This is a genomic window from Olsenella sp. oral taxon 809 str. F0356 (assembly GCF_000233535.1).
Taxonomy (GTDB): domain Bacteria; phylum Actinomycetota; class Coriobacteriia; order Coriobacteriales; family Atopobiaceae; genus Olsenella_I; species Olsenella_I phocaeensis.
In genome coordinates this window covers 446295-467210 of record NZ_JH376563.1, presented here as the reverse complement: position 1 = coordinate 467210, position 20916 = coordinate 446295, and the positions used below count along the sequence as shown (strand labels likewise).

The following is a 20916-nucleotide window of genomic DNA, read 5'->3' as shown; positions in this document are numbered from 1 at the left end:
CGCCCGGAATTCCCGTTCCGGGACTTGCCGGGCCAGGCCGAGCGGAAGGCCGGCCGCCGGGAGTCGCTACAATCACAAAGGAACACCCTGGGGGCGCGGGCGCGTCCCCCTCAGCCTTAGGGGAGGACCCGACCCATGCTTCGACAGGACTACTCGCTTTGGCGTTGCGGCCGTCACGAGATCTCGCTCTCGCGTCCCCGCATCATGGGCATCCTCAACGTCACCCCCGACTCCTTCTCGGACGGGGGAGAGAACCTCGACCCCAAGCTCGCGGTCGAGCATGCCCTCCGCATGCTGGACGAGGGCGCCGACATCATCGACGTGGGGGGCGAGTCCACGCGGCCCGGCCACGAGCCCGTGGCTGCCGACGAGGAGGCCGAGCGCGTCGTTCCCGTGGTCAGGGGCATCCTCGCCGCCGCGCCCAGCGCCATAGTCTCGGTCGACACGCGCCATGCCTCCGTGGCCAAGGTCTGCGTTCGCCTGGGCGCCTCCATCGTCAACGACGTCACGGGCTTCATCGACCCCGAGATGGTGCGCGTCGCCGCCGAGTCCGACTGCGGCTGCGTGGTCATGCACTGGAACCGCGGCAACGGGCAGTCCAGCCGCAAGTCCGTGCGCCTGGACAGCACTCCCGCGCGTGCGGTGGCGGCCCGCAGCGTCCAGGCGAGCGCGCGACGCTTCACCCTGCCCGAGGAGGCCCCCCTCATGCGCGAGATCATGGGCTTCCTGGGCGATCAGGCGCGCTCCCTCATGCGTGCGGGCGTTGCCCACGACCGCATCTGCATCGACCCCGGTCCGGGCTTCGACAAGGCGGCGGACCAGGACGTCGTGATCCAGCGCGCCACCCGCAAGCTCGTCTCCATGGGATACCCCGTGCTCACGGCCGTCTCGCGCAAGCGCATGGTCGGGGCCGTCTCGGGCGTGACGGACGCCCCAGCCCGCGATGCCGCCACGCTGGGCATCTGCCTGAGCGCCATCGAGTCTGGCGCGCGCATCCTGCGCGTCCACAACGTGGCCCTCACGGCCGAGGCGCTCAACTCCTACTGGGCGGTCAGCCGCGCCGACGCGCGGCAGGCCTTCGTCTCGCTGGGCTCGAGCGTGGGCGACCGCATGGACTACCTGAGCCGTGCCGTGGCGCTCATCAACGAGATACCGCTCACCTGCGTGGTGCAGGCGAGCCGCGTGTACGAGACCGAACCCGCCTACGGCATCAAGGTCCCGGTCGCCAACGCCGTGGCCGAGCTTCGCAGCGAGCTGCACCCCAGCGTCCTCATGGACGCCCTCCTCGGCGTCGAGGAGAGGCTCGGCCGCGTGCGCGACCCCGAGCAGGCGGGTCACGGCCCCAGGACCATCGACTGCGACCTCGTCTTCGTCGAGGACGAGGAGCACGCAGGGCGCAAGCTCACGCTTCCCCACGCGCACCTGGGCGAGAGGGACTACGTCCTGGTGCCTATGGAGGACCTCATGCACGACCCCGTCCGCTTCCTGATGCATGCCGGCGTGCCCGTCTATGCCCCCGAGGACCGCGTGGGGCATGTGGTGGGCGAGCTGGGCGAGCTTGACTGGCAGTAGGGGGGCTGGCGTGGGGGAGCTCGAGCTCACGCTGAGGCCAAGGGTGCCCATGGGCTACCTGGTGGCCCTTCCCGCCGTTGCGAGCCTGGGCGTGATGGACGCGCTCGTCGATGCGGGGAACTCCGAGGCGGGTCTGCTCTGGCCGCGGGACGTCGCCCTCGTCCCCGCGGGAAGGCCTGCCTTCGAGCTGGACGGTCGCGGCGGCTACGACGACGGGGGCGTCTTCGTCCGTCTCGCCATAAGGCGTACCTTGGGCGATGGGGACGACGCCGCGATGCCTGACGACGCCGCGATCGAGCGGGCGGTGCGCGAGCGCGTGTCCACCTGGGAGGGGGATGTCGCGGCTGGGAGGTCTGCGGGGGGACCGTGGGCGGCGTTTCTCCCCGACTACTTCGACCATGAGCTCAGGATGGGCCGGGAGGTCGAGGTGACGTATCCCAACGGGCGCGTGATGGCGCGAGGGCGCCTTGCGGGCTTCGACATCTGGGGCCGGGCCACCGTCGTGGACGAGTCTGGACGCGAGCTCGAGTTCTCTGCCGAACAGGCGCTCCTGAGGTCGCCCGACCGCGAGTAGGCAGTTGTCGGGCGGGGGCCTGCCCGCGTGGGCCCCAGGCCCTCTGCGGGCAAACGGCCCTTCCTAGCGCACGGCACGCTTGCGGGCGCGATGCTCCCAGATGAGCTTGATGCCGCGGATGGTGAGGTCGGGGTCGAGGGCGTCGAAGAGGTCGGTCGCCTTCGCGATCTCGCGCGAGAGCCCTCCCGTGCCAACCACCGTCGCATCGGGCTCGCCGAGCTCGTCCTTGATGCGCCTCACCAGGCCCTCGGCCTGTGCGGCCGCGCCGATCACGATGCCCGACTGCACGGCGGCCTCGGTGCTGTTGCCAAGGGCGCGTTCGGGCACCACCAAGGGGACGCTCGAGAGGCGCGCCGCGTGCGAGAAGAGTGCCCCGGCGCTCAGCAGCAGGCCGGGCATGATGGCCCCGCCCCTGAAGCGTCCGCGCGCGTCGACCACGTCGATGTTGGTCGCGGTCCCGAAGTCCACCACTATGACCGAATCGCCGTAGGCCTCGCGGGCGGCGACGGCGTTGGCGATGCGGTCCGCCCCCACCTGGGTGGGGTCGGGCATGTCCACCTCGATGCCGCAGTCGCGGCGGGGGTCAACCAGCAGCACGTCCCTGGCATCCAGGACGTGTCCCATCATGTAGAGCCATTCCTGGGTGAGGATGGGAACCACGCTGGCAATGGCCACGTCGCTCACCTCGGAGAGGCTGCGGCCCAGCATCATGAAGTAGCCGTAGAGTCGCTCGTGGAGCTCGTCGGCGGTGTCGGTCTTGTCGGAGGCCATGCGCCATTGGCGGGCGAGCTGGTCGTCCGGACCAAAGAGCCCCAACGTGGTCTGGGTGTTACCTACGTCAACGACGAGCAGCATCTCTCCTCCTCGGATCCGCCTGCGCCCAACCAGTGTAGCGTGGCGGGACCGGGCGCCCCGCGCGTGGGCTTGCACCACTTTTCCACAGTCTTGGTATGAGAATGCGACCACTGTGGTAACCTAGCAAGGCTCAATTGTCCTGGCGTTTGCCTCGACACCCCTTGTCTGGTCGGAAACCAGGCCGAAAGAAGGAGTCCTGAAATGAAGCAAGGAATACATCCCGAGTACGTCGAGTGCACCGTTCGCTGCACCTGCGGCAACACCTGGAAGACCCGCGCCACGGTGAGCGAGATGACGCTTGACCTCTGTGACAAGTGCCACCCGTTCTATACCGGCCAGCAGAAGCTCGTCGACACCGGAGGGCGCGTCCAGCGCTTCTCCGACAAGTTCGGCGGAGCCGCCGCGGCCCAGCTTGCCAAGGCCCAGGCCGCCAAGGAGGCCAAGGCAAAGAAGGCCGCCGAGCAGGATGCCGCTCGCAAGGCCGCTGCCGAGGCGAAGGCTGCCGAGAAGGCCAAGCGTGCTGCCGAATACGAGAAGAAGGCTGCCGCCGACGCCGCCAAGGTCGTCGAGGAGGCCCCTGTCGAGGCCACCGAGACCACCGAGGAGACCCCCGCCGCGGAGTAACCCCAGCTAGACCAGAGCAAAGGAGGAGAGGGACGGCACAGGTCGTCCCTCTCCTTTTGTGTGCCGTTGGGGGACGGCGCCACAAGACCCGAGAGGAGACGCGCATGAGTGAAGCTTCCGGTGAGCATGGCCTCGCCACCATCAAGACCGACGTGCTCATCATCGGGGCGGGCCCGGCGGGCATCTTCACTGCGCTGGGGCTCCTGCGCAAGGGAGACTCGCGTTCCATCACCATGGTGGAGAAGGGGCTCCCCGTCGAGCGCCGCTCCTGCCCCAAGGAGAAGACGGGCCACTGCGTGGGCTGCAAGCCCTGCCGCATCACCACGGGCTTCTCGGGCGCCGGCGCCTTCTCTGACGGCAAGCTCTCGCTGAGCCACGAGGTTGGCGGGGACCTGCCCACGCTCATCGGCGAGCGCCTCGCGCAAGAGACCATCGGACGCGTCGACCAGATTTACCTCGACTTCGGAGCCGACCCCCACATCGAGGGGCTCGAGCACCCGGAGGAGGTCGCCAACATCCGGCGTCGCGCCATCAAGGCGGGCCTCAAGCTGGTCGACTGCCCCATCCGCCACCTGGGGACCGAGAAGGCGCAAGAGATCTATGGCCGCATAGAGCGGACCCTCGTCGAGGGGGGCGTGCATATCCTCTTCCAGCATGAGTGCGACGAGGTCGTCGTGGAAGGGGGTGGCTGCCAGGGTGCCGTGGTGAGCGACGTCCATGGCGTCAGGACCCGCATCGAGGCGGGCGAGACGATCGTTGCCACCGGGCGCCGTGGCGCCGCCTGGTTCGACGACATGTGCGAGGCCCATGGCATCGCACACTCCGCCGGCCCCGTCGACCTCGGCGTGCGCGTCGAGGTTCGCAACGAGGTCATGGACGACGTCAACCGCGTGCTCTACGAGAGCAAGCTCGTGGGCTATCCAGATCCCTTCCGGAACAAGGTGCGCACCTTCTGCCAGAACCCGGGCGGCTTCGTGAGCCAGGAGAACTACGACGGCGACCTCGCAGTGGTCAACGGCCACAGCTACAAGGAGCGCAAGAGCCCCAACACCAACCTGGCCGTGCTCGTCTCGTTCAACTTCCGCGAGCCTTTCGACCAGCCAATCGTGTACGCGCGCAACGTGGGGAAGCTCTGCAACATGCTCGGAGCCGGGCACATCTTGGTGCAGCGCTTCGGTGACCTGCTCGACGGCAAGCGCACCTGGCCCAAGGAGCTCACTCGCTCCAACGTGGTGCCCACCCTGCCCGACGCCGAGGCGGGAGACATCAGCGCCGCCATGCCCTACCGCGCGATGATAGAGATCGTCGAGTTCATCACGGCCGTGGACAAGGTGGTCCCGGGCTTCGCCGCCGACGAGACCCTGCTCTATGTGCCCGAGCTCAAGTTCTACAGCAACCGCGTGGGCATGGACGAGAACTTCGACACCAACGTCGCCCACCTGCACTGCTTGGGCGACTCCAGTGGCTGGACCCGCGGCCTCATGATGGCCAGCGTGATGGGCCTGCTCATGGGAGAGAGGCTCGCGTCCGAGTAGCACGGACCAAGGGACGGCGTGGGAGGGTGTGGCGTCGGGGTCCCGGCGTCACACCTTTCTCAGCACGAACTCGTCCTCGTAGCGCGCCGTCCTCTGGTAGGGGACGAGCAGGAAGCTGTCTTGGTAGTCGTGGGTGGAGACGAGCGTCGCCGTCGCGGCGGAGGGGTTCTGTGCATTCCCGAACTCGAGCCTCAAGCTCACGCTCCCTCGCACGTCGTCCGCGGTCTCGCAGTCGAAGACGAGGCCGTCGGAGCCGTCCTGGAGCGTGCCCGTGAAGGCCAGGGACTCGAGCGCGGAGTCCCCGTCGCAGCCCGTGCTGTCCCGCTCGGGCTCGGGATGGAAGTGCGCGACGCCGTCCAACGTGCCTGCGATCATGGTGGTGTCGCCGCTCGCCGCGACCTCGTCGATGCTCAGCCGAAGCCCGGCGTCCCGTCCGGACAGGCACTTGTGTCCGCTCGACGACTGGGTTCGGAAGCTGCCGGACCAGCTGCCCTTGAGCGGCTCGTATCCCAGCTCCTTCGCCCCGTCGCTCACGCTGACGTCGGTGAGCTCCCAGACGCCGCTTGCCGTGACGAAGCGCAGGGTCAGGCTCAGGTCGCAGTTTCGCGAGGCGAAGCCCTCCTGCTTGCTGCAGCGGACGGTCATCTTGTCGAGGCGTGCCGCGACGTCGAGCTCGTCGTTGGTGACGCTGGCCTCGCAGTCCCGGTACAGGTTGGCGAGGCTCTCTTCCCCGTCGTCGCCCCGCGAGTCGAGCCTCGCCTCGGCGCGGGTGAGGAGCGCTTCCAGGGACGCGAGCAGTTTCTGCTGGTCGGGGCCGGAGGTCGGCCTCCAGCTCGCGGCTTGGGGGACGTCGATGGACTCCAGCTCCCATGACCCGTCGGACCTCTGGTAGAGCAGGATGGCATCCCAGCTCGCCTCGACACTCCCGTCCGAGTAGGTCACGGTGGTGCGGGCGGAGATGCCCCCAGACGCTTCGGTCGACTTCTCCCTGAGCTGCGCGTCCGTGGCGATGAGAACGCCGTCATGGTTCCAGGGTCCCCCGTCGTGCGTGGGGACGGGCGTGTGCGCGAGCGCGTCGGCCCTCACGCGCGTGGCGTCGGGAGTGCCTTCCATGACAGGACTCAGCAGCGTCCCCACCACCACGAGGAGCGCGATGGCGGCGCCGGTCAGGAGGGCGGCCAGGCGATGTGCGGCAAGAAGGGCGCCCGCTCGGGCGGCGCCTGCCCCGGCCCGGGCGACCAGGCCGTCCTCGGGGCGGGGGGGAGACCCCTCGCCCGCCCCATCGCGTCCGCCGGCCCTCGCCCGCGCGTTGGCGACGGTGGGCTGGAGTGCGGTCTTCTGGGCCTCAGCATCCGCGTCCCTCCCATCTGCCTCCCCGCCTTCGGGGCGGAGCCTCCCGCGGCCGTCCTCGTCCATCGCGCCTCCCGCCCTCGAGCCTGCTTCCTCCCCAGTCTGCCACAGGGCTGCCAGCGATGGCATCGTGTGCGCAGCGTGGGACGGGCCGCCCGGCGGAATAGCCGCGGGTTTGCGGTGGTAGACTTCGTATCGCTGAACACGAACGATTCGCCCTGGCGTGCTGCGCCGCGGCGCGTGCAAGGAGTGACACCATGCGAGACAAGCTAGAGAAGCTCATCGCCGCGTACGAGGAGCTCGAGAAGAGGATGGTCGATCCCGACGTCGTCTCGAACCCCAAGGAGTACGCGCGCATCGCCAAGGAGCATGCCAACCAGGCCGAGCTCGTGGCGAAGGCCCGCGAGTACGTGCAGGCGCTCGACGACATCGAGGTCGCCAAGGAGATGCTGCACGACGTCGCGGACACTGACGAGAAGGAGATGCTCCAGGACGACATCTCGTCCAACGAGGCAAAGCTGCCCGGGCTCGAGGACCAGATCAAGGTCATGCTGATTCCCGGCGACCCCAACGACGAGAAGGACACCATCGTCGAGATTCGTGCGGGCGTGGGTGGCGACGAGGCCGGCATCTTCGCGGGCGACCTCTTCAACATGTACGAGCGCTTCGCCTCCGCCCGCAAGTGGAAGGTCGAGGTCCTCTCGTCCAGCCCCTCCGAGGCAGGTGGCTTCAAGACCATCGAGTTCAAGGTCACGGGCGACAAGGTCTACTCCGTCATGAAGTACGAGAGCGGAGTCCACCGCGTGCAGCGCATCCCCAAGACCGAGAGCCAGGGGCGCATCCAGACCTCCACGGCGACCGTCGCCGTCCTTCCCGAGGCAGACGAGATCGACATCCAGATCGCCCAGGAGGACCTGAGGATCGACACCTATTGCGCGTCGGGTCCCGGTGGCCAGGGCGTCAACACGACCTACTCCGCCGTGCGCATCACGCACCTGCCCACCAACACCGTGGTGCAGTCCCAGGACCAGCGCTCCCAGATCCAGAACCGTGAGGTCTGCATGCAGATGCTGCGCGCTCGCCTCTACGAGATGGAGCTCGAGAAGCAGCAGGCGGAGCAGGGGGCCTCGCGTCTCGCTCAGATCGGCCATGGCAACCGCTCCGAGAAGATTCGCACCTACAACCAGCCGCAGGACCGCGTGACCGACCACCGCATCGGCTTCAACGGGACCTACAACGGCGTGCTCCTGGGCGACACCCTGCCCAGCGTGATCGACGCCCTCGCGGCGGCGGAGCGTGCGGAGAAGCTCGCCCAGGCGGTGTGACGGGGCAAGGAACAGGAATTGGGTTCGCGTGGCGTCGGCAGGGCCGGCGCCACGCCCGTCTTGAGAGGAAGGACGATGGCAGAAGAAGCCTGGACGGTGGACAAGATCCTGTCCTGGACCACGGGCTACCTCGAGCGCAAGGGGGACGAGCACCCTCGCCTCTCGGCCGAGTGGCTGCTCAACAACGTGACGGGACTCTCGCGCGTCGAGGTCTACACCAACTTCGACCGGCCCCTCACCCAGGAGGAGCTCGACGGGATGCACGATGCGGTCGTGAGGCGCGGCTCCGGAGAGCCCCTCCAGTACGTCACGGGCGAGATGCCCTTCCGCCACATAGTCCTGCGCTGCGAGCGCGGCGTCCTCATACCGCGGCCCGAGACCGAGGTCCTCGTGGACGTGGCCCTCGAGGGCGTCGACCGCGCGGTCGCGGCGGGCCACTCCGCACAGGTGCTCGAGCTTGGCTGCGGGACGGGCTGCATCGCCTGTTCCATCGCCTCCGAGCGCGAGGGGACGCGCGTCGTGGCGACGGACCTCTCGCCCCGGGCGGTCGCCCTCGCGGCGCGCAACCGTGACGCCCTTGGCGTGGGCCGAAGCGTCGACGTCATCGAGTGCGACCTCGCCTCTGGCGTCGACGAGGACCTCATGGGTGGCTTCGACGTGCTCGTATCGAACCCACCCTACATCCCCTCCGCCGTCGTCCCCACCCTGCCCGAGGAGGTCGTGGGCTACGAGCCCGGCCTCGCGCTGGACGGCGGCGAGGACGGGCTGGACGTCCTCAGGCGCATCCTCGAGCTCGCCCCCCGTGCCCTCAGGCCGGGAGGGCTCCTCTGCGTCGAGCTCTTCGAGGACAACGTCGCGACCGCGGCGGAGCTCTGCCGGTCCCAGGGGGGCTGGGCGTCCGTCGAGGTCCGCGAGGACCTCACCCACCGCCCCCGCTTTCTCGTCGCGTGGCGCGAGGGCAGCCTCGCCGAGGGCGGGGAGCTCTGCGCGCCCCGGCGCGTCGTGCCGGTCGACCAGGACGACCCGTCCCCGGACGTGCTCAGGGAGGCCTCGCGCGTGCTCTCTGCCGACGGGGTCCTGGTCATGCCCACGGACTCGGTCTACGGCATAGGCTGCGCCGCCACGCCGCAGAACCCGGGCCACGGGCGCATCTTCCAGATCAAGGGGCGCGACCGCGCCCAGACGCTGCCCTGGCTCGTCGCGGACGCAGAGGACCTCGAGCGCTTCGGCAGGGAGCTGCCCGCCTGGGCCCTTGCCCTCGCGCGCGAGCTCTGGCCGGGGGCCCTCACGCTCGTCGTCCGCGCGAGCGAGCTCGTCCCGCGGGAGTACGTCCTTCCGGGGGACGACACCATCGCCCTGCGCTGCCCCGACTCTAACCTCGTCAGGCGGCTTGCGCGCGAGCTTGGGGTGCCCCTGGCCACCACCAGCGCAAACACCCACGGCTCGCCGTCCGCCACCAGCGGTGACGCGGTCGAGGCGAGGCTCGTCGCCATGGCGGACCTCACGCTCGACGGGGGTCCCGCGCCCGTCGCCGTCGCGTCCACCATCGTCTCCTGCGTGGGCGAGAGGCCCGTCATCCTCCGCGAGGGGGCCATTCCGGCCGACGAGGTCCTGCGGGTCGCGGGGCTCTAGCCCCGCCGCTGGGCGGTACGGGCGGGCGCGGCGGCGCACGCCATGCCGCCCGCGCGCTATCCTCTCCCCTAGGGCCCCGAGGCGGGCGCCCCAGACTTCGAGGAGAGGAGCGCCCCATGAGGGTTGCGATAGCATCTGACCACGCCGGGTTCGACCAGAAGCCCGCGCTGGCCGCCTACATCGCGGGGCGGGGACACGAGGTCATCGACCTCGGGCCTTCCCAGGCCCTGCGCTGTGACTACCCCGACTTCGCCGACAAGGTCGCGCGCAAGGTCGCTTCCGGCGAGGCCGACCGTGGCGTGCTCATCTGCGGCACGGGCATCGGCATGGCGGTCACGGCAGACAAGGTCCCCGGCGTGCGGGCCGCGGTCATCCAGACGCCCCAGTTCGCCGAGCTCTTCCGCGAGCACAACGACGGCAACGTCCTCTGCGTGTCCGGACGCTTCACGCCACTTGCGACCAACGAGGAGATCGTGGACAAGTTCCTCGACACCGAGTTCGCAGGCGGACGCCACGAGGGCCGGGTCGCCAAGGCCATGCGCGAGGACGACCCGAGCTTCGCCGGCGTGCCCGAGGACCTGGACGTCCAGGGGTAAGGGCGTCTTGCGTCCGTGCCCTGGGCTCCACCTGAGATAGAATCAAGCGCGAACACGTTCAGCAAGAGGAGAAGGGTCCCTCACATGGAGTTCGACGAGAAGCGCCTGACCGTCATCGACCACCCGCTGGTGCAGCACAAGCTGCACATCCTGCGCGACGAGAACACGAGCACCAAGCAGTTCCGCGAGCTGGTGAGCGAGCTGGCCATCTTCGAGGGCTACGAGGCGATGAGGGACTTCCCCCTCGAGGACGTCGAGGTCAAGACCCCGCTCGAGACGACGGTCTGCAAGCGCATCGCCGGCAAGAAGGTCGCGATCATCCCCATCCTTCGCGCCGGCCTCGGCATGGTGGACGGCATCCTGAGCCTCGTCCCCTCCGCGCGCGTGGGCCACGTGGGCATGTACCGTGACCCCGAGACCCACGAGCCCCACCAGTACTACTGCAAGTTCCCCCAGGACATCGAGAACCGCACCTGCCTCATCGTCGACCCCATGCTCGCGACGGGCGGCTCGCTCACCGCGGCCATCCAGTTCCTGCGCGAGGCAGGTGTTAAGGACGTGCGCGCCCTCACGCTGGTCAGCGCCCCCGAGGGCGTCAAGGCAGTGCTCGACTTCGACCCCGAGGTGCGCCTCTACACTTGTGCCCTCGACCGCCAGCTGAACGAGAACGCCTACATCCTGCCCGGCCTGGGCGATGCGGGCGACCGCATCTACGGCACCAAGTAGGGCTTCCCGCGGCATCCGTGCGCTGCAGGCGGTGCGCTTCACGGTACTGACACAGTTCGGTCGGCATGACATTTTGTATAGAAGCTGGTAGGGCGCCCATCCCACTCCTCGGAGCAGGCAAGAGACGCCTTTCCCAAAGACAAGGTTCTGGTTTTTCGCAGTGGCAGAGACTAGAATCCAGACGTTTCGCGTCACGCGCCCGGAGGTCGGCCATGGGAGTGCCCATAGCAGCGCTTTTTGGCCTTGCCGTCGGTGTGGTCGGCGCGATTCCGGGCGCCCTGCTGTTTGAGGGGGTGTATCGTTGGGGTAAGAAGCCGGATATGGCACTCGGCGTCGCGGGCGTGCTCCTCTCGTTTGGCACCATGTCCTGCGCCATCGCGGTGGCCTATCTGGTCGACAGGGAGAACGTCTTCTCGTTTGGCGTCAGCGTCGTGGCGACCTTCCTCGCCATCTGGACGGCAGAGAGCGTACGTGCCTGGCACGCGGCGAACCCGCGCGACGGACAAGGCGGGTAGCCGCGCCGGCAGCCGCTGACGAGGCGAGAGGGAAAGGACAGGACAAGTGGACGCGCTTTCCAAGTTGCCCGAGGCCATGGACGAGCTTCTCGACGGCTTCATGACCCATGCCATCGTCGGTGACACGACGGTCGGGCTCACCAACTACATCTTCTGGATGTGCGTGGCCCTCGCCCTCCTGCTCGTCGTCATCTTCGTCTTCAAGAGGAAGCAGGCGTCGAGCCTCGTTCCGCAGGGCACCTTCGTCAACGGCATGGAGTACGTCGTCGAGTTCGTCCGCGACGACATGTGCAAGTCCATCCTGGGTGACACCTGGAAGAAGCACTTCCCCTTCCTTGCCGCCCTCTTCTTCTTCATCGTCTGCAACAGCATCGTGGGGGTCATTCCCGGCTGTCATCCCGGTACGGGCACCATCGGTGTGACCGCCGCGCTCGCGCTCTGCTCCTTCGTCTACTTCGTCGTCCTGGGCTGCAAGCGCCTCGGCGTGATTGGCTACATCAAGAGCCTCGCCCCCGAAGGCGTGTCGTTTCCCATGAACGTCCTCGTCTGGGCCATCGAGCTCGTCTCGACCTTCCTGCGCCTGATCACCCTGGCCGTCCGACTCTTCTGCAACATGTTCGCCGGGCACGTGGTCATGGGGACCTTCGCCATCCTCGCCTCCCTCTTCGTCCAGCCCCTGCTGCAGGGCTTCTCCGCGGCGGCGCTGGGTCAGGCTGGCGCATCCATCTTCTGGGTCCTGCTGCTCTTGATCATCTACATCGTCGAGATTCTGGTGGGCATCATCCAGGCGTACGTCTTCACGCTCCTCTCGGCCGTCTACATCCAGCTCGTCGAGAGCGAGTAACCCCAACACAGGGCATCCAGCGGGGCCACGCCCGCTCGTGCATAGCAAGTCATGGTACTCGTCCCGTCCCGGGGCGAATGACAAAGGAGGAATCGTGGGAGTTATCGGATACGGTCTTGGTGTTATCGGCGCGGGTCTTGGCATCGGCCTGGCAGCGTACGGCGCCACCACCTCCATGGCACGTCAGCCCGAGGTTCAGGGCCGTCTGTTCACGACGTTCATCCTCGCGTCCGCCTTCGTCGAGGCCCTGGCGCTGATCGGCTTCGTCGTCACGCTCATCGCTAAGTAGCGAGGCGTGCCGCAGGTACGCGCAAATCGCTAGTTGGAGGCATTCATGAGCAAAGACATACGGGTTGCCGGAGGAGGGGCGGTCGTCGCCGTCACCGCGGGTGCGGCGACGCTTCTGACGCCCGCCTTGGCTCTGGCGGAATCGCCCAGCGGAGCCGACCTCCTGCTGCCGAAGCCCGCCGAGTTCGTACCGGCGCTCATCGCGTTCCTCATCATCTGGGTCGTCCTCGCGAAGCTCGCGTGGCCCTCGATTCTCTCGATGATGGAGCAGCGCCAGCAGAAGATCCAGGACGACCTCGACGCGGCCGCACGGTCCAAGGCGGAGGCCGCAGAGAGCGCAAAGAGCTACGAGGCACGTATCCTCGAGGCGAACCACGAAGCCGACGCGATCATCTCCCGCGCCAAGCGCGAGGCGGAGGAGGAGCGCTCCCAGATTCTCGCTCGCGCCCAGCGCGACGCGAGCGACGTCATCGCAAAGGCGCACGGCGCCGTCGACTCCGAGCGTCGCAAGGCGATGATCGAGCTCTCGAGCTCCGTCGTCGACCTCTCGGTCGAGATCGCGAGCAAGATAATCGGCAACGACCTCAGCGAGGACGAGCAGCGCAAGCTGGCCGAGAAGTACCTCGCGGAAGTGAGTGCCCCAGATGAGCACTAAGCGCGGCGAAGACGAGAAGATCGAGGCGTATGCCAGGGCCCTCATCGAGGCCGGCCGCAGCGAGGGAAGGGCCAACGCCGACCTCGTCCAATGGCAGCATGCGCGCAAGTTCTCCCCGGAGGTCCTCGAGACCCTGAGCGCCATGCACGAGAGCGACGACTTGGGACTGGTGGACAAGGTAGCCCGGCAGTACAAGGAGATTCTGGACAGCGAGGACAACACCGTCTCGGTCACCGTGACCACCTCGGTCCCGATGGACGACGAGCTGCGCGCAAAGGTCAAGGCGAAGGCCGAGTCCGACCTCAAGGCGCCGGTGTACCTCGTCGAGCGCGTGGACCCCAGCATTCTTGGAGGCATCGTGTTCGAGGCGCGCGGCAAGCGCTTTGACGCCTCCGTGAGGGCCCAGCTTGCGAACATCCGCAAGACGCTCTCCTCAACCTTCATCGGAAGTGATGAGCAATGACAGACAAGATTAGCTCCGTCGAGATCATGGACACGCTGCGAACGCAGCTCGCCCAGATCAACGCGACGGTCGACATGCAGGAGGCCTCGGTCGTCACCGAGGTCGGAGACGGCATCGCGCACGTCTCGGGGCTCAAGACCGCCATGGCGGGCGAGCTCCTGCAGTTCACGAGCTCGGCCACGGGCCGCAGCGTCTACGGCCTCGCCCAGAACCTGGACGAGGACGAGGTCGGCGCCGTCCTCTTCGGTGACGTCGACGCCATCAAGGAGGGTGACGAGTGCCGCACCACCGGCCACGTCATGGACATCCCCGTGGGACAGGCCATGCTCGGCCGCGTCGTGAACCCCCTCGGACAGCCCATCGACGGCATGGGTGCGATCGACACCGCGCATCGTCGGCCCATCGAGTTCAAGGCGCCAGGCATCATGGAGCGCCAGCCTGTCTGCGAGCCCGTCCAGACCGGTCTTCTCGCCATCGACGCCATGGTCCCCATCGGACGCGGCCAGCGCGAGCTCATCATCGGTGACCGCAAGACGGGCAAGACGGCCATCGCCATCGACGCTATCGTCAACCAGCGCGAGACCGACATGGTCTGCATCTACGTCGCCATCGGCCAGAAGGCGTCTACCGTCGCGGCGATTAGGGAGTCCCTTGCACGGAGGGGCGTCCTGGACAAGACGATCATCGTCGCCGCCACGGCAGCCGACTCCGCCCCCATGCAGTACATCGCCCCCATGGCCGGAGCCGCCATCGGCGAGTTCTTCATGTACAACGATGCCAACGGGAACCCCGCCGACGCCGAGCATCCCGGCGGGCACGTCCTGGTGGTCTACGACGACCTTTCGAAGCAGGCGGTCGCCTACAGGCAGATGTCGCTCACGCTGCATCGTCCGCCCGGACGCGAGGCCTATCCTGGTGACATCTTCTACCTGCACTCTCGCCTGCTCGAGCGTGCCTGCAAGCTCTCCGACGCCAACGGCGGCGGGTCGCTCACGGCGCTCCCGATTATCGAGACCCAGGAGGGCGACGTCTCGGCCTACATCCCCACTAACGTGATCTCCATCACCGACGGCCAGATCTACCTGCAGTCGAACCTCTTCTTCCAGGGCCAGCGCCCTGCGGTCGACGTGGGCATCTCCGTCTCGCGCGTGGGTGGTGCCGCGCAGCTCAAGTCCATGAAGCAGGTGGCGGGCACGCTGCGCCTCGACCTCGCGAGCTATCGAGAGAAGCAGGCCTTCTCGCAGTTTGGCAGCGACCTCGACGCGACGACGCAGTACCAGCTCAACCACGGTGCCCACATGATGGAGCTGCTCAAGCAGCCGCGTTATGCCGCACTCGACGTGGCCGACCAGGTCATCTCGATCTTTGCCGCCAAGGAGGACTTCCTCGACGACATCGACCTCGAGCACGTGACGCTCTTCCGCGACAAGCTCGCCGCTTACATGGCCGAGCGCCATCCGCAGCTCCGCGCGAGCCTCAGGGACAAGAAGATCGACGACGAGACGGGCGAGCGCATCAAGGCCCACATCGCGCACTTCAAGGAGGAGTTCCTCCTCGAGCACCCCAACAGGGGCCAGGCGACGAACGTGGAGGAGCTTGCGGAGGACGTCGCAAGCGACTCTGCCGAGCCTTCGTCGGGGAAGACGCGGGGGTAGGCCGGCATGGCGAACCTTCGTGAGATATCGCGGCGCATGAGCTCCATCCGGAGCACCATGCAGATCACGCGCACGATGGAGATGATCTCCACGGCACGCATCCACAAGGCCCTCAGCAAGGCCGAGGAGGCGGGGCCCTACAAGGAGGCCATCACTAACATGCTGGCAAACGTTGCCAGCGCGGGCTTCGACGAGTCGCAGCCTCTCCTTGCGCGTCGTCTGAGCGAGAGGAACGTGCTCTTCGTGCTTGTCGCGTCCGACCGCGGCCTGGCGGGAGGCTTCAACATCCTCCCGCAGCGCTCGGTCGAAAGCCAGATGCGCGATCTGCAGAAGCGTGGCATCGGCGCGTCGGTCATCACGTGCGGGCGCAAGCCCACGGAGTACTTCACGTATCGCAAGATACGTCCCGTCCTCTCGTTCGTCGGCATGTCGTCCGAGCCAAGCCGCGACGAGGCCGATCGCATCGCCTCCTACGTCATGGACGGTTACGCGTCGGGCAGGTTCGACCGTGTCGAGCTGGTCTACTGGCACGCCAAGAACCGCGTGGACCAGACGCAGGTGAGCGAGAGGCTGCTTCCCGTCACCCGCGAGCAGCTCATGATGCCCAATAAGCCGCGCACTCCGGAGGCGATGAGCAAGGTCGAGCACGCCGCGTACACGGACTATGCGTTCGAGCCCTCCGCCAGCGAGGTGTTGGGCTACCTCATGCCGGCCTACATCAGGACCGTCATCTACCACGCCCTGCTCGACTCCGCAGCAGCGGAGCACGGCGCCCGCAGGCGGGCCATGCAGTCCGCCACGGACAACGCCAAGGAGGTCCTCGGCTCCCTGAGCCGCACCTACAACCGCGAGCGCCAGGCAAGCATCACCACCGAGCTGAACGAAATCATCGGCGGCGCTTCCGCATTGGAGGACAACTAATGTCAGAGACAACAGCGCAGGCGCGCTCCCTCCTCGAGGAGGCCGCCTACAACCAGATGAACAGGAGCGTCGGCACCGGTACCATCGTCCGCATTGTCGGCCCCGTCGTCGACGTCAAGTTCGACGGCAAGGTCCCCAGCATCTACACCGCCCTCGTCGTGGATGACATGACGCCGGTGGGCGAGGTGCACACGGTGCTCGAGGTGGAGTCGCAGCTGGCTGGCGGCGTCGTCCGCGCCGTCGCCATGTCCTCGACCGATGGCCTGCAGAGGGGCCTCAAGGTCAAGGACACCGGGCATCCCATGATGATGCCGGTCGGCCCCTCCACGCTCGGCCGCGTCTGGAACGTCATGGGCGACCCCGTGGACGGCAAGGGCGTGCCAGACGACGTCCAGTACTACCCCATTCACCACCCCGCCCCGGCCTTCGACGAGCTCACCACCCAGACCGAGATCTTCGAGACGGGCATCAAGGCAATCGACCTGCTCGAGCCCTACGTCCGTGGCGGAAAGACCGGTCTCTTCGGCGGCGCCGGCGTGGGCAAGACGGTCCTCATCCAGGAGCTCATCAACAACCTCGCCCAGGAGCACGGCGGCACCTCGGTGTTCACCGGCGTCGGCGAGCGCACCCGCGAGGGCACCGATCTCTTCCTCGAGATGACGGAATCCGGCGTCATCGAGAAGACCTGCTTGGTCTACGGGCAGATGAACGAGCCGCCCGGAGCCCGCCTGCGCGTCGGGCTCGCCGGCCTGACCACCGCCGAGTACTTCCGCGACCAGGGGCAGGACGTCCTTCTCTTCATCGACAACATCTTCCGCTTCTCGCAGGCGGGCTCCGAGGTCTCGGCGCTGCTGGGACGCATGCCCTCCGCCGTCGGCTACCAGCCCACGCTGGCAACCGAGATGGGTGACCTGCAGGAGCGCATCACGTCGACGAAGGAGGGCTCGATCACCTCGGTCCAGGCCGTCTACGTTCCTGCGGACGACCTCACCGACCCCGCGCCCGCCACGACCTTCACGCACCTCGACGCGACCACGGTCCTCTCGCGCTCCATCACCGAGCTGGGCATCTATCCGGCCGTCGACCCGCTTGCGAGCTCGTCCTCGGCGCTTGACCCCAGCATCGTCGGCGAGGAGCACTACCGCGTGGCCATGGCCGTCCAGGAGACCCTCCAGGAGTACTCGGACCTCCAGGACATCATCGCGATCCTGGGCATGGACGAGCTCTCCGAGGAGCAGCAGCTCGTCGTCGCCCGCGCGAGGAAGATCCAGCAGTTCCTCTCGCAGTCCTTCCACGTGGCAGAGAAGTTCACGGGCAACCCCGGGACCTACTGCTCCGTCGACGACACCGTCCGCTCGTTTGCCGCGATCGTGGACGGCAAGTGTGACGACCTGCCCGAGCAGGCCTTCCGCTATGCCGGCACCATCGAGGACGTGCGCGAGCGCGCGGCCAAGATGAGCGCGGAGAGCGCGGAGTAGGAATGCACATGGCAGAGCTTAACTGTCAGTTCGTCAGGCCCGACCGGCTCCTCTACGAGGGGCCGGTCTCCAGCCTGGTCCTGGTGACCCACAGCGGAGAGCTGGGCGTCTGGCCCGGCCATGCCGCCGAGATCTGCTCCTTGGGAGATGGCGTGGTGAGGTTGCACGCGACCCCGGAGGATGGTGGGGGAGAGGTGCGCGTCGTCATCTCCGGCGGCTACGCCGAGATTGATGACAAGAGCGTCATCATCCTCGCCGACCATGCACGTCGCACGGACGACATCGAGCCAGATGTCGTCCGTGACACGCGGCAGGACGCCATGGACTCGCGTGACGCCCTTCCCGAGGGAGACCCGCGTCGCGCATACTATGAGAACAAGATCAAGTGGTGCAACCTCCTCCTGAAGCATGCGGCTGGGGACGAAGAGGCTGCCTCATAGCCTGGGAGGGCGCTTTGGAAGTCATCGAGGTCGAGGGGGGCTACCCCATTGCCGGCGAGGTCACGGTGGAGGGGGCAAAGAACTCCGCCCTGAAGCTCATGGCGGCCACCATCATGGCCCCTGGCGTCACGACCCTTACCAACGTGCCCAACATCTCTGACGTCCACGTCATGGGAAAGGTGCTCAAGTACCTTGGCGCGCACATCGACGTCAGGGGCGAGCACGAGCTCGTCATCGACACCTCCGACGTCAACCGCTGGGAGACCCCGTATCACCTCGTGGCCCAGATGAGGGCATCGACGGCGGTGCTCGGTCCCCTTCTCGCCCGCTTCGGCGAGGCCGTCGTCGCCATGCCGGGTGGCTGCAACATCGGCGCCCGCAAGATCGACATGCACATCCTGGGCCTGGAGGCCCTGGGCGTGAGCTTCGACATCGACCACGGGAACATCCACGCCACCACGCCCGACGGCCTGGTGGGGTCTACGGTCACCCTGGACTTCGCGAGCGTCGGCGCCACCGAGAACCTCATGATGGCGTCGGTCCATGCAAGGGGGACCACGACCATAGACAACGCCGCCCGTGAGCCCGAGATTGTCGACCTCGCCAACCTCCTCAACGAGATGGGCGCCAAGGTGCGCGGCGCCGGGTCTCCCGTGATAGAGATCGAGGGGGTGGGAGAGCTCCACCCCGTCAACCATCGGGTCGTGGGGGACCGCATCGAGGCGGGCACCTTCATTGCGATGGCCGGCCTCTGCGGGGAGCCCGTCACCGTCCGGGGCTTCGAGCCGGTCCACCTCGGGCTGGTCCTCAAGAAGTACGAGTCCATGGGCATCGGCATCGCGCGCGGCGAGCACTGCTGCACCGTGAGCCGTTCGCATCCCCTGCGCTCGGTCGACATCCAGACCCTGCCCTTTCCCGGATTCCCCACCGACATGCAGGCGCAGACGATGTGCCTCCTTGCCCAGGGGAGCGACTCCTGCGTCATCACCGAGAACGTCTTCGAGAACCGCTTCATGTTCGCGAGCGAGCTCCAGCGCATGGGCGCCGACATTCGCATCGAGGGGCACCATGCCATAGTCCATGGCGTTCGGCGATTCTCGGGTGCCGAGGTGCGTTCGCCCGACCTCAGGGGCGGAGCGGCGCTCGTCATGGCCGGCCTTGTCGCGGATGGCATCACGACGGTGTCCGACATCCATCACATAGACAGGGGCTACGAGAACTTCGTTCCCAAGCTCCAGGCGCTCGGCGCGCGTGTCAGGCGTCTTGCGGTAGAGAAGCCGGACGGCGACGAGGAGTAGCCGGCGACCCCGCTCGCTTGCCCGCCGAAGCCCCGGACGACGCCTTCGTCCGGGGCTTCGGCTTTGCGTCGGGTGGGCTCTCGGCCCGCTCGGCCGACTCGACGGTCGCAAAAAATGGCCCCAAGGCCGACAATTGGGTATAAGTCAGAAGCGTCTAAGTCTTAACGTCGTCCCCACTCGCAACGGAGGGCAGCATGCCAAGACCCACTGAAGGCGAGCGCCACGCGCTCACGATGGCCAACGAGGACTACCTCGAATCCATATACCGCATCATGACCGAGACTGGCGAGACCGAGGGCGTCCGCTCCGTCGACGTCGCCGACCAGCTCAAGGTCTCCAAGGCGAGCGTCAACAAGGCCATCGCCACCCTCAAGGAAGCCGGCTACGTGGAGCAGAACCGCTACGGCCGCGTCCAGCTCACCAAAGAGGGCACCGAGTACGCCGCCCACGTGTGGAAATGCCATCGCATGATTCGAGCCTTCCTGCAGCGCGACCTTGGGGTCGATCCCGAGAGGGCTGACGCCGAGGCCTGCCTCATGGAGCACGCACTCTCGTATGACACCCAGCAGAAGTGGCTGGGATACCTGGAGAAGCAGGGCATCTCCGTGGAGTAGTCCCGATCGTCGCAAAAACCGTCATCGAAAGGACAGGCAGATGAAGGCAGTCATACCGGCAGCAGGACTGGGGACGCGCTTCCTTCCCGCGACGAAGAGCATGCCCAAGGAGCTCCTACCGGTGCTCAACAAGCCCGTCATCCAGTACGTCGTCGAGGAAGCGCTGGAGCCCGAGGGCGTGGACGAGGTCGTCATCATCAATTCCAAGGAGAAGCCCCAGATCGAGGCCTACTTCTCCGTCGACGGCGGCTTCGAGTCAATGCTGCGAGAGAGGGGCAAGGACAGCGAGGCGGACGCCGTGCACCAGGCAGGCAGCCTTCCCGTTTCCTTCGTGTACCAGAACGAGGCCAAGGGGCTCGGGCACGCCGTCCTCTGCGCGCGTGATGCCGTGCCGTCGGACGAGCCCCTCTTCGTTCTGCTCGGCGACTACTTCGTGCCCGACCGCAAGATGTGCGTGAACATGGCGGAGGTCTCGCGCGCGCATGGTGGCGCCTCGGTCATCGCCGTCGCCCCCGTGCCGGCAGACCAGGTGAGCCGCTACGGCATCGTCGGTGGCGAGTGCGTCGGGTGCCTGCCGGGCTGCGACGCCTCCGGCGAGGAGGAAGGGGCCGTCTGGAGGGTCACGGGCATGGTTGAGAAGCCCGCGCCAGAGGATGCGCCCAGTCACCTCTTCATCGTCGGCCGCTACCTCCTGAGCCCTCGTGTCATGGAGCTCCTCGCCACGCAGGGTCCTGGCGCTGGCGGAGAGATCCAACTCACCGACGCCATGGTGCGCCTTCTCGAGAAGGAGGAGATGTACGCGCTGGTGGTGGACCCGAGCGAGGGTTGTGATACGGGCACGCCTGCTGCTTGGGCCGCGACTAACGCGCGCGTCGCGCTCGCCGACCCCGCTTCCAGGGCGGCGTTCGTGGAAGCGCTCGGCCCTCGTGCCGCAAAGTCCCTGGCCTAGGGCAAAG

Annotated in this window: 22 protein-coding genes; 20 read left to right on the top strand and 2 right to left on the bottom strand. The window is 67.3% G+C overall.

Features of this window, described 5'->3' with window-relative positions; all coding sequences use genetic code 11:
- Positions 1–135 precede the first annotated feature (135 nt).
- Together folP and HMPREF1008_RS02075 are read left to right on the top strand one after the other, a co-directional pair.
- Entirely contained in the window at positions 136–1572 is a 1437-nt protein-coding gene (folP, locus tag HMPREF1008_RS02080) for a dihydropteroate synthase (protein WP_009278195.1), read from the top strand.
- Positions 1559–2146 carry a hypothetical protein gene (locus tag HMPREF1008_RS02075; RefSeq protein WP_156797584.1) on the top strand — a complete coding sequence of 196 codons (588 nt, stop codon included), beginning with the start codon at positions 1559–1561 and terminating at the stop codon, positions 2144–2146. Before folP ends, HMPREF1008_RS02075 begins: the two co-directional genes overlap by 14 nt.
- Positions 2147–2209: 63 nt before the next feature.
- Here the strand turns inward: HMPREF1008_RS02075 and HMPREF1008_RS02070 are convergent, their stop codons facing one another.
- A complete protein-coding gene (locus tag HMPREF1008_RS02070; protein ID WP_009278193.1) occupies positions 2210–3001 on the bottom strand; it encodes a type III pantothenate kinase in 792 nt (263 codons plus the stop codon).
- A gap of 201 nt (positions 3002–3202) precedes the next feature.
- Between HMPREF1008_RS02070 and rpmE the strand changes: the two genes are divergently transcribed.
- Together rpmE and HMPREF1008_RS02060 are read left to right on the top strand one after the other, a co-directional pair.
- Positions 3203–3625, top strand: coding sequence for a 50S ribosomal protein L31 (gene rpmE, locus HMPREF1008_RS02065; protein WP_009278192.1), 423 nt, complete (start codon positions 3203–3205; stop codon positions 3623–3625).
- A gap of 104 nt (positions 3626–3729) precedes the next feature.
- Positions 3730–5160, top strand: coding sequence for an NAD(P)/FAD-dependent oxidoreductase (locus HMPREF1008_RS02060; protein ID WP_009278191.1), 1431 nt, complete (start codon positions 3730–3732; stop codon positions 5158–5160).
- A gap of 48 nt (positions 5161–5208) precedes the next feature.
- On the opposite strand, the gene HMPREF1008_RS02055 is transcribed toward HMPREF1008_RS02060, so the two are convergent.
- A complete protein-coding gene (locus HMPREF1008_RS02055) occupies positions 5209–6576 on the bottom strand; it encodes a hypothetical protein (protein WP_009278190.1) in 1368 nt (455 codons plus the stop codon).
- Between the two features lie 191 nt (positions 6577–6767).
- Between HMPREF1008_RS02055 and prfA the strand changes: the two genes are divergently transcribed.
- The 16 genes from prfA to HMPREF1008_RS01975 all read left to right on the top strand — a co-directional run bounded on the left by prfA (position 6768) and on the right by HMPREF1008_RS01975 (position 20909).
- Positions 6768–7835 (top strand): peptide chain release factor 1, encoded by a 1068-nt coding sequence (gene prfA / locus HMPREF1008_RS02050; RefSeq protein WP_009278189.1) that lies wholly within the window; start codon positions 6768–6770, stop codon positions 7833–7835.
- Between the two features lie 75 nt (positions 7836–7910).
- Complete coding sequence (gene prmC / locus HMPREF1008_RS11035) at positions 7911–9467, top strand: peptide chain release factor N(5)-glutamine methyltransferase (RefSeq protein ID WP_009278188.1); 1557 nt, start codon at positions 7911–7913, stop codon at positions 9465–9467.
- 116 nt (positions 9468–9583) lie between these two features.
- The gene (rpiB, locus tag HMPREF1008_RS02040; RefSeq protein WP_009278187.1) at positions 9584–10063 is read left to right on the top strand and encodes a ribose 5-phosphate isomerase B; all 480 of its coding nucleotides are present in this window, start codon (positions 9584–9586) and stop codon (positions 10061–10063) included.
- An 84-nt stretch (positions 10064–10147) separates the two neighbouring features.
- A complete protein-coding gene (gene upp / locus HMPREF1008_RS02035) occupies positions 10148–10789 on the top strand; it encodes a uracil phosphoribosyltransferase (protein ID WP_009278186.1) in 642 nt (213 codons plus the stop codon).
- A 320-nt stretch (positions 10790–11109) separates the two neighbouring features.
- Entirely contained in the window at positions 11110–11304 is a 195-nt protein-coding gene (locus tag HMPREF1008_RS02030; protein ID WP_040656693.1) for a hypothetical protein, read from the top strand.
- Between the two features lie 46 nt (positions 11305–11350).
- Entirely contained in the window at positions 11351–12148 is a 798-nt protein-coding gene (gene atpB, locus HMPREF1008_RS02025; protein WP_009278184.1) for a F0F1 ATP synthase subunit A, read from the top strand.
- Between the two features lie 94 nt (positions 12149–12242).
- Positions 12243–12437: an ATP synthase F0 subunit C gene (atpE, locus tag HMPREF1008_RS02020; RefSeq protein ID WP_009278183.1), complete on the top strand. Its 195-nt coding sequence runs from the start codon at positions 12243–12245 to the stop codon at positions 12435–12437.
- A 45-nt stretch (positions 12438–12482) separates the two neighbouring features.
- Positions 12483–13091: a F0F1 ATP synthase subunit B gene (gene atpF, locus HMPREF1008_RS02015; protein ID WP_009278182.1), complete on the top strand. Its 609-nt coding sequence runs from the start codon at positions 12483–12485 to the stop codon at positions 13089–13091.
- A complete protein-coding gene (locus tag HMPREF1008_RS02010) occupies positions 13081–13554 on the top strand; it encodes a F0F1 ATP synthase subunit delta (protein ID WP_009278181.1) in 474 nt (157 codons plus the stop codon). Before atpF ends, HMPREF1008_RS02010 begins: the two co-directional genes overlap by 11 nt.
- Entirely contained in the window at positions 13551–15209 is a 1659-nt protein-coding gene (atpA, locus tag HMPREF1008_RS02005; RefSeq protein ID WP_009278180.1) for a F0F1 ATP synthase subunit alpha, read from the top strand. The genes HMPREF1008_RS02010 and atpA overlap by 4 nt, the downstream gene beginning before the upstream one ends.
- A 6-nt stretch (positions 15210–15215) precedes the next feature.
- Complete coding sequence (gene atpG / locus HMPREF1008_RS02000; protein ID WP_009278179.1) at positions 15216–16130, top strand: ATP synthase F1 subunit gamma; 915 nt, start codon at positions 15216–15218, stop codon at positions 16128–16130.
- Entirely contained in the window at positions 16130–17608 is a 1479-nt protein-coding gene (gene atpD / locus HMPREF1008_RS01995; RefSeq protein ID WP_009278178.1) for a F0F1 ATP synthase subunit beta, read from the top strand. The genes atpG and atpD overlap by 1 nt, the downstream gene beginning before the upstream one ends.
- A gap of 8 nt (positions 17609–17616) precedes the next feature.
- On the top strand, positions 17617–18048 hold the full coding sequence (gene atpC / locus HMPREF1008_RS01990; protein WP_009278177.1) for an ATP synthase F1 subunit epsilon: 432 nt from the start codon (positions 17617–17619) through the stop codon (positions 18046–18048).
- Positions 18049–18062: 14 nt separating this feature from the next.
- Complete coding sequence (gene murA / locus HMPREF1008_RS01985) at positions 18063–19346, top strand: UDP-N-acetylglucosamine 1-carboxyvinyltransferase (RefSeq protein WP_009278176.1); 1284 nt, start codon at positions 18063–18065, stop codon at positions 19344–19346.
- Between the two features lie 194 nt (positions 19347–19540).
- Positions 19541–19960, top strand: coding sequence for a metal-dependent transcriptional regulator (locus HMPREF1008_RS01980; protein ID WP_009278175.1), 420 nt, complete (start codon positions 19541–19543; stop codon positions 19958–19960).
- A gap of 40 nt (positions 19961–20000) precedes the next feature.
- Positions 20001–20909: a UTP--glucose-1-phosphate uridylyltransferase gene (locus tag HMPREF1008_RS01975; RefSeq protein ID WP_009278174.1), complete on the top strand. Its 909-nt coding sequence runs from the start codon at positions 20001–20003 to the stop codon at positions 20907–20909.
- The last annotated feature ends 7 nt before the right edge of the window (positions 20910–20916 follow it).